This window comes from Bacillus sp. FSL H8-0534, from assembly GCF_038005885.1.
Classification (GTDB): Bacteria; Bacillota; Bacilli; order Bacillales; family Bacillaceae_G; genus Bacillus_A; species Bacillus_A pseudomycoides.
Genome location: NZ_JBBOUC010000002.1, coordinates 104,068 through 119,428, shown reverse-complemented (window position 1 = coordinate 119,428; position 15,361 = coordinate 104,068). Strand labels below are relative to the sequence as shown.

Genomic DNA, 15,361 nt, shown 5'->3' with positions numbered 1-15,361 from the left:
ACAGAATGCCTGTTTTATATAAAAGAAAACGAGAGAAACAGTTCGAACTATATTTCCGCTGCCTGTCTTCCGTTTGTTTGAATTGCGTTTACCTTACAAACTATTTTACCCGATATGAATTTACCCTTATCAGAGACCGCTTTATTGGGAAACGTTTTTTGAAGAACGTGTTATGGACATGGCAAATCGAAAATTCGACGGAGTTAAAAGAGAAAATCATTTGGTTTTTAGAAGAAGGGACACGGCAGGAATTTAATCGTATACGCCATCAATTGACTCCTCTTTCCGAGGCAGCGCGAAAACAATTATCGAAAGACCATCCTGACCATGAAAAACTTTATATTGCTAATTACGGATTACATATTTTGACGGATTCAGGAATTGCAGCGTTTGATTATGCATGGTGTATCTGTTTATGTCGGGTCGGTAGAAGACTCGGTTATTTATCAAAACAGGAAGCAAAGAACTTTATGATACAGGCTGCACGACTTTCACAACATTCTTATTCAGACTGGCACGAGTATTTTAACGCCTTTCGTATTGGCAGCCACTTTAACGCAAATGATACAGAATTCATAAATAAAGATAAGTATAATATTAATTACGTATCGTACTTGTTTGATTATAAAAAAACTCTATTGAGTGTTGTTCCATGGGAAAATAATCTACTTAAAGATTTAAGTTAAATCATGCTATGCTTCTTAACCAAATTGATAAAAAATCCTAGGAACTATGATTTCCTGGGATTTATTTACATATAAGGTATTTGCTGAACTACTCACCACTTAACGTCCTTGCGGACTGTTTGAAGTGGAAGATTCCTAAGTACAGAGTTCTATTGAACTTAGGCTATCCCCGTAGTTCCTACGGTTAAGAGACGAATTGCCTCATTTCTCAGATTGAGTGCTGCATTTTGATCTCGATCGTGATGTGTGCCGCAAGAAGGACAATCCCACACACGAATTGTTAGATTTTTAACGTCTTTGTTTTTGAATCTACAATTGGAACATAGTTGACTAGAAGCAAATGTTTTAGATACCACGACAACTTGTTTACCATACCATTTCGCTTTATATTCCAACATAGCTCGAAATTGTGACCAAGATACTTCACTAATCGCTTTTGCAAGCTTTCCATTTTTGAGCATGTTACTGACTTGTAAGTCTTCCATACCGATGACATCGTGGTTTTTGATGATTTCAGTAGAGAGTTTATGTAAGTAATCAGCTCTTGCATTTGCAATATGTTCATGGATTCGTGCAACTTTCACGCGTTGTTTATTCCAGTTCGAAGAACCTTTCGTTCTTCTGGAAAGGATACGCTGTGCTCTCACTAACTTTTCTTCTAATATACGGAAGAATTTAGGGTTCTTGTATGTTGTACCATCAGAAAGAATGGAAAAATCTTTTAATCCAACATCAATTCCACAAGTGGATTCAGTTTTAGACATTTCTTGTACGTTTGTTTCGACAAGGACAGATACAAAATATCTACCACTTGGGTTGCTTCGAATCGTTGCATTTAAAATACGCCCTTCTACTTCACGACTTTTGGCAAAGCGGACAAGGCCAAGTTTCGGTAATTTCATTTTGTTACCTACAATTGCAATATTTCCGTTTGTTTGCTTGGTTGTGTAGGATTGAACTTTATTATTTTTAGACTTAAATCGTGGGATATCATTCTGTTTCTTGAAAAAACGTGAAAAAGCATCTGCGAGGTTTTTCAATGTGGATTGAAGGGCAATACTATCGACTTCTTTTAACCAAATCGTATCCTGTTTTTTCTTTAATTGGGTGAGCTCGGCAGAGCAAGAAGGATAGGTTAATCCTTTTCTTGTTTCTTTATAGGTATTATTCCAAAGAGCAAGAAAATGGTTAAATACAAAGCGACTGCACCCAATGGTTTTAGCAATTAATATTTCTTGTTCTTTATTTGGATAGATACGAAATTTATATGCTTTATTTACTAACATGGGTTGCACCTCACTTTTTTTGTATGATGCCTACAGTATACTAAAAAACGTAGGCTTACGCCTACCGCCATTCATCTCCCACCTAAAATTGGTGTTTCACACCTTCCCATTTTTGAGGAAGGAGCCTTCTGTCGGAAAAAGATAAATAAAAAAGACCTAGCTTGGTAAAGATAGATAGCTAATAAGAGTATCTAGTTCTCAAGAAGCCCCCACTTCAAACAGTCCGTAAGGACGTTAAGTAGCGGGTAGTTCACAGAAGTTATTGAGTAAGTTATTGGTAAGCAAGAATGATTTTGTAGATATGAAATTAACAACATTCACAACTAAATTTCTAGAAATGACTGAAATAGATAATGAATTAGATTCAAAAGAAACACATTTTTTCTTGCTGTATGTGCAACTTTGGGAACCAACAACAGAGTTAAATGAAGAGATGCATCAATATAACATGACATTGACAACTTCTCCCCTAACAAGAAATGAATCATATAGAACCAAACAAATGAACAAAAAAGATACTCAGGATAAGCTGTTTCAGGTATTAAATGAAAGTAATTTAGCAGTATAAGTATTATTAATGTAATGCTATTACAGCATTGCATTTTTTGTTATCAATAATAAGGAGTTTATATAAGTTTTATATATAAGCTTTATATGTAAGTCCTATATAAACTCCTTATTATATTAATATTGATATAAAATTGATATGTTAAAGGTTAAACTCCTTTTATATTAAGGTTTTATTATACGTTGTATAAATAAAATGTATATATACAGCGTATAATAAAATGTGTTATTTAATATGTGAGTTTCATGTTAACGTATTGTGCTGTTTTTGGGGCTTAATATAGTAATGATAGTGAAATCTATTCTATTAAGAGCTTAGAATGTGAATCACATGAAATATAAGATTAATATATTATATATACACTGTATATATACGTTGTATAAATGAAAGCTTGTGAAATAAAGGGTTTTCTAATAATGGAATTTATAGGTTCTATATATAAGTTTTATATATAATGACTTGATATACGCCTTATAATGATGTACTATGTTTCTAGGAATAATTAACCAATGGTTTAAGGGGGGGACAACTTGAACGAGGTTTTAAGCGAGAAGTATCAAACGATAAAATTTACAGATGAAGTAGTGAACATGTTCGCAGATATTCTTGAACAAGATGAGATACTATATAGTGTATTTCTATACATAGGAAACATCGTTAATAAACAATTTCAAGAAACCAAATACATGAGGGGCATATCAATTAATGAAATAGTAGAAAATGTAGTCATAGATAGGAGAGTAAAGAAAACAAAAGGCAAATCTTATTCATTAGAGGTTGAACGCACAAATATATCAAGACGTTCAGCTGAAATAAGTGTTAGTACACTATCATCAATGTCTTTAATCTATGAAAAGTCTATGCACCCGTATAAATTTTTAATCTCAACTTATAGAGGACAACAAGTACTTATTGAGTTAGGGAAAAGAAAAAAAGTAAATAAGTAAATAAGGAGAGATAAAATAATGGCGAAAAATTTCTTGAAGAATGAAGTAGCAGTTAAGATGACGATGGTTGGTTTTGGTCAGGCTGGTACTAGAATGGTAGATAAATTTGCTGAATATAAACATACAGATGGAACATCAGTATATAACTGCTTAGCATTAAACAGTAATGATGGAGATCTAGCAGAACTAAAAAATGTACCAAAAAGCAACCAAGTTTCACTTAAATTAGGTGGTTTAGGTAAAAATCCTGAGCGTGCAGTAAAGGTACTTGAATCAAATGATGAGGCAAAAGAAAAATTAAAAGATTTTATCACGGAACGTGTAAGACCATCTGATGAACTTGTGTTATTCTTTGCAGGCTTAGGTGGAGGAACAGGAACTTCTACAATTATTAAGGCGATTGAAGAGTTTTCCGCTTTTCATAACAAGCCTGTAATTAGACAAGAATTACAAAAAGTTGCACAACAATACCCTATGGCAGAGATAAAAGCAGATCAAGCAAAATTTGCGAGAATCGCTTTTGAAAACGCTATTGAGCGTAAAGATTTTATTAAAATGGGGATTGTTGTAACACTTCCAGTAAGAGCAGATGGACCTGATGTACTAAGACAAGTTAATAAATTTTCTCAGGAGATTTGGAAATTAGCTAATGATAAATCAAAAGGTGTAGCGTTTGTAGTATTTGCTGATAATCAGCACTTTTATGATGAATTTAAAGAGCTAAATGAAAATGAGAAAAAAGGTATTGCCAATGCACGTGATTATGCAAATCAACGTATTAGTGAAATTATTCATGAATTAAATACAGCTGCAAATGGATCTGGAACATCTGTAATACTTGATTCTCAAGACTTTAAACGTATTTTACTTGAGAAAACAGGTTGTTTAGTAATTAATAAGGTTTCACGTAATATGAACCAGATTGAAAATAGCCATGCAATTGTAGAAATGTTTAAAGAATCATTAAGAGGAAGCTCTTTCCATCATCCAATTGATTTAATGAAAAAGAATAACGATGGTTCTGTTGAAGCATCAAAAGTGCATCATTTTGGTATGCTTGCTATCCTAGATGAACAAAAAAACATTGATGATTCCTTCATGGATGATGCTAAAGTAGAAGTCTCAAATAATTTACCTATAAACGGTACTGTTTTTAATGGATATTTAGTAAGTAAGAATGATTTCTTGGGAAGTGTATATACGTTTTATAAAACTGATGCATTACCATCAAGATTATCTAAGGGATTAGTTGAAGAGTTTAATGAATTTAAAGAGAAGCAAAGTCAAATTCAGTACAAAAAGTCTCAAATTAGTACGATAGAAAGTATAGATGAGGATGAGGACTTAGGTTTTGCCTTTGGTGATTTTATCGATATGGGTAGTGACGAAGAAAATACAGAAGCTGGAGCCAATGAAGATGCTGAATTAGCGGACTTTTTAGATCCAGATAAGATGTTTGGTACTACAAAATAAGAAAAAGTCTGGAGCTCGCTCCAGACTTTTTCTTATTCCACCGTCGTATTCATGAGAGATTTCATATAATCAATGATATTATCATGTATGTACTGCTCAATGAAGAGTTGCTTTTTAGCTAAATCTTCTTCTTTTTTAAACCATCCTACCTTTTTAATACGTTCCTCATCAGGTTTGCTATTCCAGAGGCCTTCTGCTTGCTTTCTTAATTCCTGGCGTGCTCTATGTTCAATAATGAAATTATCTAGTCTTTCTTGACGTTGACGTATCTTTAAAGCTTCTGCATCTTCAGGTTGTGGTAGCTGTTTTAATATATTTTCTATCTTCTTTTCATACTGAGATTCAATATTTTTTATTTTTTCTTCTATTTGCGTATTTACCATTTTTTCAATGATTTCTGCAGTTGCTTGAAGGTTTAATTGGGTAGATACTTCATTTGCTTGATTCTCTAATGGTACTGGTCTTAAATCATATTGATGTGGTAAAAGTTCAATAATAGCATCTAAAGACCACTTCTCATCTCTTTTTTGTTTTATAAAAAGAGCGATTTCAAGATCTAAAGTGTTATAGAGCTTTTCGTTTGTGTTATGGGTTCTTAAAGTTTCATGTAGCCCTTTTTCTTCTAAAATATTGAACCAATTATACACTGTGTTATGGTGACGTCCGACTAATTTAGAGAATTCTGTTATCCTCCATGCCTTTTCAAAAACATTATCGTTTAATATATCATCATCGCTTTTTTGATCAATCATTGTCCTACCTCCTTGAAAAAATCATCAAATACACACTTGAATTAACATTAACATGTGGACTGAAATCAACATGTTAATAGTTATCTCGATGATATCAATGTAAATACCTAAGTTAGTAGGTATTTACATGAAATGTGAGATTAACATATAACCAAGAGTGTATTAACAAAACATTGACTATAAATCTACAATTTGTTTAGAACGTCAATGTTTTGTTAACTAAAAACATATAAATATCAATGTTATATTAATGATAATAAGTATATTTTGCACTAGAAATGCGGCTTATAGTTGCCATGAGATTAACATATTAAATTGCTTATTATTAATGATAAGGAAATATAAGTGTTTTGTAAACATATTATGAGGATATATTGACTGCGTTCTGTGGAAAATGAGAAAAGTAGGTTATTAAATTCCAATTTCAATTTAAATGTATAAAAAGATACAAAAAGGCAATACTACTAATGTGATGATGCTAGTAGCTAAATAATACTAGTAAGTTATTGATCCTTTAATCTTTTAAATAGAGTTAATGTTTCTCTAGCCCTGTTATTCTTATAGAAGTGATATGAATAGTATGTTTCCTGTTATGATTAGTATTGATTTCATTGTTTATTTTATATAAAACTGCAAGAGTATTTTGTTATGATATAGAATTTAGTTGGTTCAATATATCTAATTTACCACTAGTAAGCTTATATGAAGCGCACAAAATATTATGCTCATGCACAGATAAGTGTTTATATGTAATTGAATATGGATAATGTTTAGCTTATAGCGCGAACTTAACTGTTGTTTATAGGATGATTTAAGCAAATTAGAGAGATTGAGATTGATATGTTAGATGCTGGGGCACTCTATTATCTCAAACACCTTGAAAACAGACATTAACATGAAATATGAAATTAACATGTAATGAAGAGTATATCAACAAGACATTACTATAAAAACAAAATATATTATAATTGTTAATGTTGTATCAACTAAAACTACATGCACATCGATATAACATTGATGATAGTGAGTTAATTATGTATTAGTAAAACGACTTAAGATTACTATGAGATTAACAAAACAATCTGTACAGTATTTATAAAAAGAAAAATAGAGATTTATACATAAAATATGGATGATATTAAAACTTTGTAATAACATTAAGCTGGATACGAATTGCTACGCTGATAATATAGTCTTCTTCCTTGGTGATATTAATCTTTAATTATGTCTTATCACAGTAAAAAGAATCGATCCAGTGCTTCTAGAATCAAGTTAGATGTGAAATTTCATAAATAGTATATTTGTGTATGGTAAGCATTTTTACGCACTTGAGTACTAAATATTATTCAGCCGGTGGATTGAATTTTATTTTTGTATATATAATTTAGGTTCATTAGAGAGAATGACATTAACATGAAATATGAAATTGATATGTAATAGAACTGATATTAACAAGACATTAACTGTAGTAATGAAAGCCTCTTTAGTTGTTAATGTTATATCGATTATAAGTGTATAAATATCGATGTTTTTCGTTCTGTGGAAATTATATATAGTTGATTCTTGAGTCTTCATTAAAATTTAAAGTGATTCAAAACAGTATTTGATAATGATTTGTACGTTTTATAGTTTATTTAAACGAATAGCAGTAATCTACCAGAGGTTATTTGTAGGGAATGGTTAACACTTTTTTATTTAGTGAATTATTTATAGAGGATCTGTGAAGGTGTTTTCTTTTTTACAACTATATATACTTTACAAGGGGCTATTCGTTTTATAGTTTTTTTCGATCAGTGCTAATGGCCTATGATTTATTAAGAGTTTAGAAAAAATATCCTTCTATTAATATACTCATTAACTTTAAATCAATATTAGTTTAATAATTAAGTTACTGTTGATATGAAATTAACATTTTTATCTTTGTTTCCGTTAATATGTTAATGTCTGTTGATATGTTAATGCTAATTATCGTGCTGTAATCAGTGAATTTGTTTACAAGACATTGATATTTTGTGAATTATTTCTCACTTAACACCTTTGTGTTTTTTTGAAGTGAAGGTTTCTTGGAAAACAGATATTTGTAAACTATTAATACTTATTTTCTCCAATCGTATGTGTAAATATAATCGATTAGTTGAAGAATTTTGTGTATTAGAGATTGAAAGAAAAATGTAACTTGTTTACATAAAAATTATTATGGTTTATTTTCAATAAATAAACTTAGTATTTAAACTTATAATTTACATACTTAAGGTGGATGTAATTGAGAGAGGAACACGCATTGCGCAAGACTTTATAGTGCCAGTAGAAACAGCGTACTTTGTAGAAGTGAGAAGAACTAAATGGGCGGATCAATACAAAAGTGAACACTTAATCCCGAAACAAGCATACTTAGATAACGGATGGTGATGAGAATACAGATGCGGAATCCCACAATACAAAGAAGATACAATTGATATTGGAGATATGGTGTATTGCGAGAAGTGCAAGGAGGAATCCAAAATTAAAAAGAGCAGCTAGCAAAAGCTAACTGCTCAACTCCAAGGCATCTCCAAAAGGGGGACGGAGAAAGAAATTTAAATGGGTTTCGGCATACAGCATATCTACATTATTGACGGAATATTGGGATTTATTCATGGAGAGAAATTTATTATACATAAATTAAAATCTCTTTTATTAATAGTATCATTCCTATAAAGAGTAAGAATTCAATTGAAATTAAAAATCCATTTTTCTTGGGCTTTTTAAACTCCTTTACTAAGGAGAAAATTGAACTAATTGCTACAAATGTAAAAAGAATAAGTCGTATTATATCTGGCATTTTCAACACTCCTAATATTCGAAATGGGTCAATCAGGTTCTGGAACAGAAAAAAGTCAAGTGTCCCAAGGCGAGGCAGGCGGTGGCGCTTCGTCCTTGCAAGATGAAATTAAATCATCCGGTTTTGATAAAGATGCTCAAAATGGAGAACATGGAACTTCAGCTAATCCAACAAAAAATACAGCAGGTGAAGCCAAGGGTTCTAATTCTCAAGGGATTACACCTCCTCAAAGTAAGGGGAATTCAGAAGGGAACACAACTCGTGCGAATGGTGGAAGTGGAGCGCCATCAAGTGCGCCAGGAGGATCTCAACCAAGTAGTAGTGGAGTACCATCAAGTACAACAGGAGGATCTCAATCAGGTGGAAGCGGAACACCATCAAGCGCACCAGAACCTTCTCAACCAAGTCATAGCGGAACATCTTCAAGTGATGAAAATTTCTCTGGTTCATCTCGTCCGGTAGATACGGCACCAAGTTCTACAGAGGATATTCCAGCAACGCAAAGAGAAAACCGTACGATTGGTCAATATGCAAAGGATCGTCTCTCTAATGCATTTCATAATTCTCCAACAGTACAAAAGACAAGACGTTCTTATCAGCTTGGACAAAATACAGGAGAGGGCTTGCGAAACAAACGCAAAAATAAGAATGAAGGGCAAAATACAAATCAAAATCCACCCAAGAATCGTAGAAAAGATGCATAGATTACAACACAGTAAGCATACATGGAATGCTTATTTTTTTCGCTTGAAAAGGAGGAAATGAAAATGGCAAACTATCGTATTCCAAAAGAAATACGAACGGAATTGAAAATCAACAAAGTGTTATATCTTTTTGATCTCTTGTTCATTATAGGGCTTGTGGTTTTCACCATGACAACCAAGCCCTTGGTTCATCCGATGTTTCAAATTCCCTATTATATTTTTATGTTGATTGTAGGTGTCCTTTTAATTGTTCGTCCCAATACCAACCCACAAAAACGGATGTTTGAGGTGCTGTTTATTATGTTAGCTAGAAAACGTTCTACGTATTGTGCAATTGACCAGGAACAAGACTAAAGGAGGAAATGGAATGGCCTTATTCAATGAAAAAGAAATGAATAGAGGAGTAGAAAAGAAGAGTAAAGCCAAGACGTCCCTGGAGTTGCCAAAGCAAGAAAAAAAGCCAGGGGGAGTCGTAAAAATCAAAGGATTTCAGGAAAAGAAAGAAGCACAACCAACGGTTGCTCCTTTGAGAGAAGAAGAAATGCCGGTAAAGAAAAAGAAGAAAAACTTGATGCAACATCTTGGAAAGAAGAAAGATGTTGTGAAAAAAACAGCGAGGATTGACGAGGATTCGGGAAGCAAAGGGAAGACGGAAAAAAAGAAAAAAATCCAAAAAGAAAGAGAAGCCACCTCATATCAAAAAGAGTATTGCTGAGGTAATTCCGATTATTGATATGACGGAATCGGGTGTCTTTGAATTTCGAGAAGAACAAGGTTTTGTAGATATCTTACAGATCCAAGGTATAGATATCTATTCGATGAACGAGGAAGAGGCAGAATATGCGATTTATCATCTTGCACACTATTATCAATCATATCAAGAGTCCATCAAGATTGTATCGATGAATTTTCCAGTTTCTACGGAACCGCAACAACGTTTTCTACTGAAGAAAATTGAAACATGTCAGAATCCGCTATATGAACGCTTTCTCGTACAAAAACTGAAAGAACTTCAGTATTTAGAATGGGGGCGCACAAACCGGGAGTACTTTTTATTCGTGTATGGTGAGAACGAATTTGTTGTGAAAGAACGAGTGGAATCGTCAAAACGGTACTTGCAACGATGCATCCCATTGTTAGAGATGGAAGAGGAAAAGAAGATAGAAATTTTATATAAATTGCATAATCAAAATTCAAAAATTGGTACGAAAAAATAAGAAGAGGTGATGAACGTGTCTGTATTTCAGTTTTTTAAGAGAAAACAAAAGAACGAAGAGAAAAAAGAAAAGAAACAAATCAATAAGGAATTGGTTGCCAAGATTCAGCCACAAGGGGGGATTAAATTCCAAGAAGTATATGTTCAAGGTGGAGATGGATTACAAACCTGCATTCATGTATATGGGTATCAAACAACGGTAAATGATTTTTGGTTAGAACCAATCATGAATATGCCAAATGTTATTACAACGCTTGATATTATCAGTGATAGCCGAAAAATTGTGGTTGAATCGATTAATAAATCAATGGCAGAACAAAGCGTTCGCCATGCGAACGCTAAAGATAATATTGAGCGAATTGAAGCGGAACAACAGTTTAGTGAGTTAGAAACGTTATATCAGCAAGTATCAAAAGGCGAGGTGCTGAAGCGAGTACATTTACGCATTTATATTTCAGCACGAACGATGGCAGAGCTAGAAAAACAAGCAAAAGAAGTCATGGAAACACTAGAATCTTATAATTTTAGAGGTGCCATATTCCTAAATGAACAAGAACATGAATGGGCTTCTTTAACATCAAGTTTTGAGATGCAGAAGAAATATATTAATAAACGAAATGGGAAAGAAATACCAGCTCTTGCTTTAGCAGGGGGATTCCCATTTCACTTTACATTTCTAAATGACCCATATGGTATTTACTATGGCACAACCAAGACAAAGGGGAGTGTCATTTTTGATTTGTTCCATAAAGATAAACAACGTAAAAGTTAAAATGGCGTGGTTATCGGAAAGATGGGTGCGGGTAAATCTACTTTACTGAAAAAAATCATGAGTGATAATGCAATGAAGGGGTATAAGATTCGAGGCTTTGATATTACAGGTGAGTTTGAAGATATTGTGCAAGAGTATAACGGGAAGCAAATTGCATTAGATGGATCACAAGGACAAATCAATCCACTCCAAGTATATAAAACGGCTGAAACAGAAGAAGTATCCTTTACTCAACATCTATCTAAACTTAGTATCTTTTATCGTTTTATTGCACCAGAAGCAAAGGATGATGAAATTAAAGAATATGAGAATTTACTTCGTAAAATGTATGTGGAAAAGGAACTGTGGAATGATGAACCAGGTGCGGAAAATAATATTACAGGTTTGTTAGCGAACGAGTATCCTATTTTCTCAAATTATTTGTATCTTGTTCGCACAGAACTATATGAAGATATAGAAAAGGGAATTCACCGTTCTAATGTCAGCGATACTCGTAAGAAACGGTTAGAGTTGATTGAATTAAATCTAATCAATTTAGTAGATAATTTTGGACACTTATTTAATGGCATTTCAACGATAGACGATTTCTCAAAAGAGAAAATCGTCTTTTTTTCATTGCGCCACCTGATGAGTTTAAAACCGGAAATCTATCAAGCTCAGATTTTCAGCGTTATGAACTTGATGTGGGATGAGATGTTAGAAAACGGAAAGCCACAGTGGAAAGCATTTGATAGAAAAGAAATACAATTTGAAGATGTCATTCGGTATCTCATCATTATGGATGAAGCTCATCATTTAATTAATACGAGTGAACGAAGTCAACATGCGGTGCAATTCACGATCAAGTTTAGCCGAGAAGCTCGAAAATATTTTGCAGGCATTGTATTTGCGAGTCATTCGATTCGTGACTTTGTTCCAGAGGATGCTAGTTTAGCAGCAGTAGAAGAGATTAAGAAGCTATTTGAATTAACACAGTACAAATTCATTATGCAATAAGACAGCAACAACCTAGATATTGGCTCGAAGTACGATGCAAGAAATATTAAGGAAACATTGACTGAATATCTAATGGAAACACTTCAATTGGAATTGTCACAAGAAAAAACGCTTATTACCCATGCTTCCGAAAAACATGCAGGATTTCTCGGTTACAACATTCGTATTTTTAGAGGAAGTGAACCTCGAAAAGATGCGATTGGAAGAGTATGTAGATACCTTAATGGAAAAGTTCAATTGAAAATGCCTCACGAAGCTTGGGTCAACAAGTTAAAGAAATACCAAGCTATTAAAATGAGTGCCGATGGCACTTGGATGCCAAAAGAAAGAGGGTACTTCATTCATAATGAAGATTTAGAGATTGTCGCTCAATATAACAGTGAAATAAGAGGATTGTACAACTATTATCGGCTAGCAGAAAACGTGAGCAATCATATGCATCGTTTTGCTTACTTTATGTATTACTCTATGCTAAAAACATTTGCATCTAAGTATAGAGTTAAAACAAAAGAGAATCGAAAACGCTATGAGAAAAATAGACGATTTACTGTCACATATAAAACATCTCGAGGAGAAAAGCAAACCCATTTTATTGAACGTAGTTTTCCCCGAGAGAAACAGTCAAAAGAAGCGACCTTGGATTTAATTCCAGATACAAAATATGTGCTAAGTGAAACGAAACTCTCTGATCGAATCAAAGCAGAACAATGTGAGTTGTGTGGGAAAACTAATACCACAATTCATATGCATCACGTAAAGAGATTGAAAGACATTAAAAATAAGCCGAACAAATCCTTTCTAGAGAAACGTATGGTTTCAAGGAATCGTAAAACCATAGCGTTATGTAAAGAGTGCCACGTTAAAAGGCACAAAGGAGAAGTCTAGCAGGAGACAGATGGAGAGCCGGATACATTGAGAGATGTAAGTCCGGTTCGGGGAGGAGCACTTGAAAACCTACTACAGTAATGTAGCAAGGCGTTGGGTGCTTACTCTACTTATATGTGGATGCCGTGTTGAAATATTATATACCTGGTGCACCAGTAAATGGCGGTGGAGGGAGCGCAGGAGGCGGTTCTTCTGGCTCGCAAGTTGCCGATGTAGGGCGTCAATGGATTGGACGTTCTACGTATGTATTTGGTGGTGGACGTAACACAAATGACATTGCAAGAGGGATTTTTGATTGTAGCAGTTTTGTACGTTGGGCATTTGAACAGGTCGGAATGAATGTGAGTCCAATGGGAGCTGTAAGTACAGAAACCTTAAATAAAATTGGTACACAAATCTCACCAATGGAAATGAAAGCTGGTGATGTTATTTTCTTTGATACGTATAAACATGACGGTCATGTTGGAATTGTAATTGACCAAAATACTTTCATTGGTTGTCAAACGAATAAAGGTGTCTCAATTGAAATTGTATCGAATCCATACTGGGCTAAAGTGTTTAAAGGACATGTGAGACGTTATTAAAACGATAACAAAACTGGATAAGAGATTACAAGTTAAGGAGGCGGAATCAGTGAGTGAAACGAATGAAAAAGATAAAAGAAAAGTCTGGTTTTTAACGCTTGCGATTGTCATTGCAGGCGTTACTTTTTTGAACATCTTTTTGTATTATCGTAACGATGAGACGGGTGATGTAAAGCAATTAAAAATTCGTAATCAGGTGTTAAAAACTGAAAATGAAGAGCTGAAAAAGAAGGTGAAAGAAACACTTCCTTCAGAACAGGAACAAGAGCGATTATCATATCTTTCAGCGGTAGAAAAGTTTATTCAACTATCATTTCATCGAGAAAAACAAGGATATGAAGGGCGAAGAGAACAAGCAAAAAAATTAATGAAGGATGAAGTGTTTCAGCTTTTTTATCCAACGGATACATTTGAAATGGGAGACACATATATATCTAAGCCATCTGATATGAAGTTATACTTACAAGCCTATAGGATTGGTGCTTCACAGGTAGAAGTCGTTGCAGAATTTCAAAATACAGTGACGATTGGAGCGAATGGGACAACAGATAAAACGAAAAATGTTATGAAAGTAACGGTGCAAAAAAATCAAGAGAGTTGGCAAGTAACCAATGTAGAAGAACTAGCGGTTCAGCTCGTTACATCTTAAAAAAAGTGAGGTGTTGAGTAAATGGAAGTTGTAAATAATAGTGTGAATTTAAGACGTAAAAAATCATGGATATACGGTTTAATTGTTGGATTTATGTTTGTTGGTTTTTTCGGTTTTTTTACTTCGAAATTATATTTACCCTATGAAGAACCGGTCTATCATACAGAGTTGAAAAAGCCGGTTACGTTATTTGGAAATCGAACAATGACGATAGAGAAAAGAGCATATGATCCAGCTTCCCATACAATAGAAATGTTTCTTCATGTAGAGGGAGGAGATGGAGAACACTATCAATTTCAAGCACAGGAAAAAGCAAATCCAAATCTTCAATTACCAGTAAAAGTTGTGTATCAGGATGATAAAAATTTGGTTGTACAAGTGAAAGAATTATCATCAAAATGGCAAGCAGTTGCACTTGATGTATTTGAAAAAAATAATCCAGATGTGACAGTAGAAACGAAGCAAAAGACAGAAAAAGAAAAGGAAACTTCAAAGGAAGATGAAAAGCAAACGTTCTTAAAATCCTTCTTCTCCGACCAAAAGAAAACAGAAATAGAAGAGGGCATTTCACAAAAGAGTAAAGGTACGTATACGAAAGTGTTTATCGGTATGGAACAAAAAATCTTAAAAGATAAAGTAAAACAGTACGATGAAGTCATGAAGCAAGAAAGCTCTAAACAAACACAGTGGCAAGAGCAAATCACAGAATGGAAGAACGATTCTAAGTACCAAACTGAAACAGAAAAAATGGAAACCGACGCAAAAATCAACTCAAAAGAAACGAATATTAGCCAGTCAAAAGAGAAGGTTGAACTATATAAATGGGAGCAAGGGCAAGTCAGAGAAAAGATTAAAAAATTAGATGAGAAGGCAAAAGATGTAGAGCATTCGTGAAAAAAGTTGGGTCGACCATGACTCAACTTTCTATGTTTACGACTCCACCTCGAGTCAACCTGAGCAGAAAAGTGACTCGACCGTGACTCAACTAGAGGGGGATTTGAGTCGACCTCGACTCGACTTTT

At 33.7% G+C, this 15,361-nt stretch carries 11 protein-coding genes and 4 pseudogenes; 12 read left to right on the top strand and 3 right to left on the bottom strand.

What is annotated here, in order from left to right:
• Window positions 1-5: 5 nt before the first annotated feature.
• Window positions 6-686, top strand: a complete 681-nt coding sequence (locus MHH71_RS27580) for a DUF1266 domain-containing protein (RefSeq protein ID WP_006097735.1) — start codon at window positions 6-8, stop codon at window positions 684-686.
• Between the two features lie 158 nt (window positions 687-844).
• Here the strand turns inward: MHH71_RS27580 and tnpB are convergent, their stop codons facing one another.
• The gene (gene tnpB, locus MHH71_RS27575) at window positions 845-1,972 is read right to left on the bottom strand and encodes an IS200/IS605 family element RNA-guided endonuclease TnpB (protein ID WP_340725664.1); all 1,128 of its coding nucleotides are present in this window, start codon (window positions 1,970-1,972) and stop codon (window positions 845-847) included.
• 301 nt (window positions 1,973-2,273) lie between these two features.
• Between tnpB and MHH71_RS27570 the strand changes: the two genes are divergently transcribed.
• The 3 genes from MHH71_RS27570 (at window position 2,274) to MHH71_RS27560 (ending at window position 4,960) form a co-directional block, all read left to right on the top strand.
• On the top strand, window positions 2,274-2,540 hold the full coding sequence (locus MHH71_RS27570) for a hypothetical protein (protein WP_006097441.1): 267 nt from the start codon (window positions 2,274-2,276) through the stop codon (window positions 2,538-2,540).
• 530 nt (window positions 2,541-3,070) lie between these two features.
• Window positions 3,071-3,487 carry a hypothetical protein gene (locus MHH71_RS27565; protein ID WP_006097440.1) on the top strand — a complete coding sequence of 139 codons (417 nt, stop codon included), beginning with the start codon at window positions 3,071-3,073 and terminating at the stop codon, window positions 3,485-3,487.
• An 18-nt stretch (window positions 3,488-3,505) separates the two neighbouring features.
• Complete coding sequence (locus tag MHH71_RS27560) at window positions 3,506-4,960, top strand: hypothetical protein (RefSeq protein ID WP_006097439.1); 1,455 nt, start codon at window positions 3,506-3,508, stop codon at window positions 4,958-4,960.
• Between the two features lie 32 nt (window positions 4,961-4,992).
• Here the strand turns inward: MHH71_RS27560 and MHH71_RS27555 are convergent, their stop codons facing one another.
• Window positions 4,993-5,712, bottom strand: coding sequence for a hypothetical protein (locus MHH71_RS27555; protein ID WP_006097438.1), 720 nt, complete (start codon window positions 5,710-5,712; stop codon window positions 4,993-4,995).
• Window positions 5,713-8,362: 2,650 nt separating this feature from the next.
• On the bottom strand, window positions 8,363-8,533 hold the full coding sequence (locus tag MHH71_RS27550; protein WP_006097436.1) for a hypothetical protein: 171 nt from the start codon (window positions 8,531-8,533) through the stop codon (window positions 8,363-8,365).
• 59 nt (window positions 8,534-8,592) lie between these two features.
• Here MHH71_RS27550 and MHH71_RS27545 point away from each other — a divergent pair, with 59 nt between their 5' ends.
• The 8 genes and pseudogenes from MHH71_RS27545 to MHH71_RS27505 all read left to right on the top strand — a co-directional run bounded on the left by MHH71_RS27545 (window position 8,593) and on the right by MHH71_RS27505 (window position 15,233).
• Window positions 8,593-9,237, top strand: coding sequence for a hypothetical protein (locus MHH71_RS27545; protein WP_139358629.1), 645 nt, complete (start codon window positions 8,593-8,595; stop codon window positions 9,235-9,237).
• Window positions 9,238-9,300: 63 nt separating this feature from the next.
• A complete protein-coding gene (locus MHH71_RS27540) occupies window positions 9,301-9,591 on the top strand; it encodes a DUF5592 family protein (RefSeq protein ID WP_033798162.1) in 291 nt (96 codons plus the stop codon).
• A gap of 13 nt (window positions 9,592-9,604) precedes the next feature.
• Window positions 9,605-10,454: pseudogene (locus tag MHH71_RS27530) on the top strand (hypothetical protein).
• A 9-nt stretch (window positions 10,455-10,463) separates the two neighbouring features.
• Window positions 10,464-12,221 (top strand): annotated as a pseudogene (locus tag MHH71_RS27525) (VirB4 family type IV secretion system protein).
• Between the two features lie 18 nt (window positions 12,222-12,239).
• Window positions 12,240-13,106: pseudogene (locus tag MHH71_RS27520) on the top strand (group II intron reverse transcriptase/maturase); the annotation flags it as partial.
• A gap of 110 nt (window positions 13,107-13,216) precedes the next feature.
• A pseudogene (locus tag MHH71_RS27515) lies at window positions 13,217-13,690 on the top strand (C40 family peptidase); the annotation flags it as partial.
• A gap of 49 nt (window positions 13,691-13,739) precedes the next feature.
• Window positions 13,740-14,339, top strand: coding sequence for a hypothetical protein (locus tag MHH71_RS27510; protein ID WP_006097427.1), 600 nt, complete (start codon window positions 13,740-13,742; stop codon window positions 14,337-14,339).
• Window positions 14,340-14,360: 21 nt separating this feature from the next.
• Window positions 14,361-15,233 (top strand): hypothetical protein, encoded by an 873-nt coding sequence (locus tag MHH71_RS27505; protein WP_006097426.1) that lies wholly within the window; start codon window positions 14,361-14,363, stop codon window positions 15,231-15,233.
• Window positions 15,234-15,361: the final 128 nt, after the last annotated feature.

What these genes read in the sequence shown, in the direction of transcription:
- MHH71_RS27560 (WP_006097439.1), top strand. Translation starts at nt 3,506, where the DNA reads ATGGCGAAAAATTTCTTGAAGAATGAAGTAGCAGTTAAGATGACGATG.
- MHH71_RS27580 (WP_006097735.1), top strand. Translation starts at nt 6, where the DNA reads ATGCCTGTTTTATATAAAAGAAAACGAGAGAAACAGTTCGAACTATAT.
- MHH71_RS27505 (WP_006097426.1), top strand. Translation starts at nt 14,361, where the DNA reads ATGGAAGTTGTAAATAATAGTGTGAATTTAAGACGTAAAAAATCATGG.
- MHH71_RS27570 (WP_006097441.1), top strand. Translation starts at nt 2,274, where the DNA reads ATGAAATTAACAACATTCACAACTAAATTTCTAGAAATGACTGAAATA.
- MHH71_RS27540 (WP_033798162.1), top strand. Translation starts at nt 9,301, where the DNA reads ATGGCAAACTATCGTATTCCAAAAGAAATACGAACGGAATTGAAAATC.
- MHH71_RS27550 (WP_006097436.1), bottom strand. Translation starts at nt 8,533, where the DNA reads ATGCCAGATATAATACGACTTATTCTTTTTACATTTGTAGCAATTAGT.
- MHH71_RS27555 (WP_006097438.1), bottom strand. Translation starts at nt 5,712, where the DNA reads ATGATTGATCAAAAAAGCGATGATGATATATTAAACGATAATGTTTTT.
- tnpB (WP_340725664.1), bottom strand. Translation starts at nt 1,972, where the DNA reads ATGTTAGTAAATAAAGCATATAAATTTCGTATCTATCCAAATAAAGAA.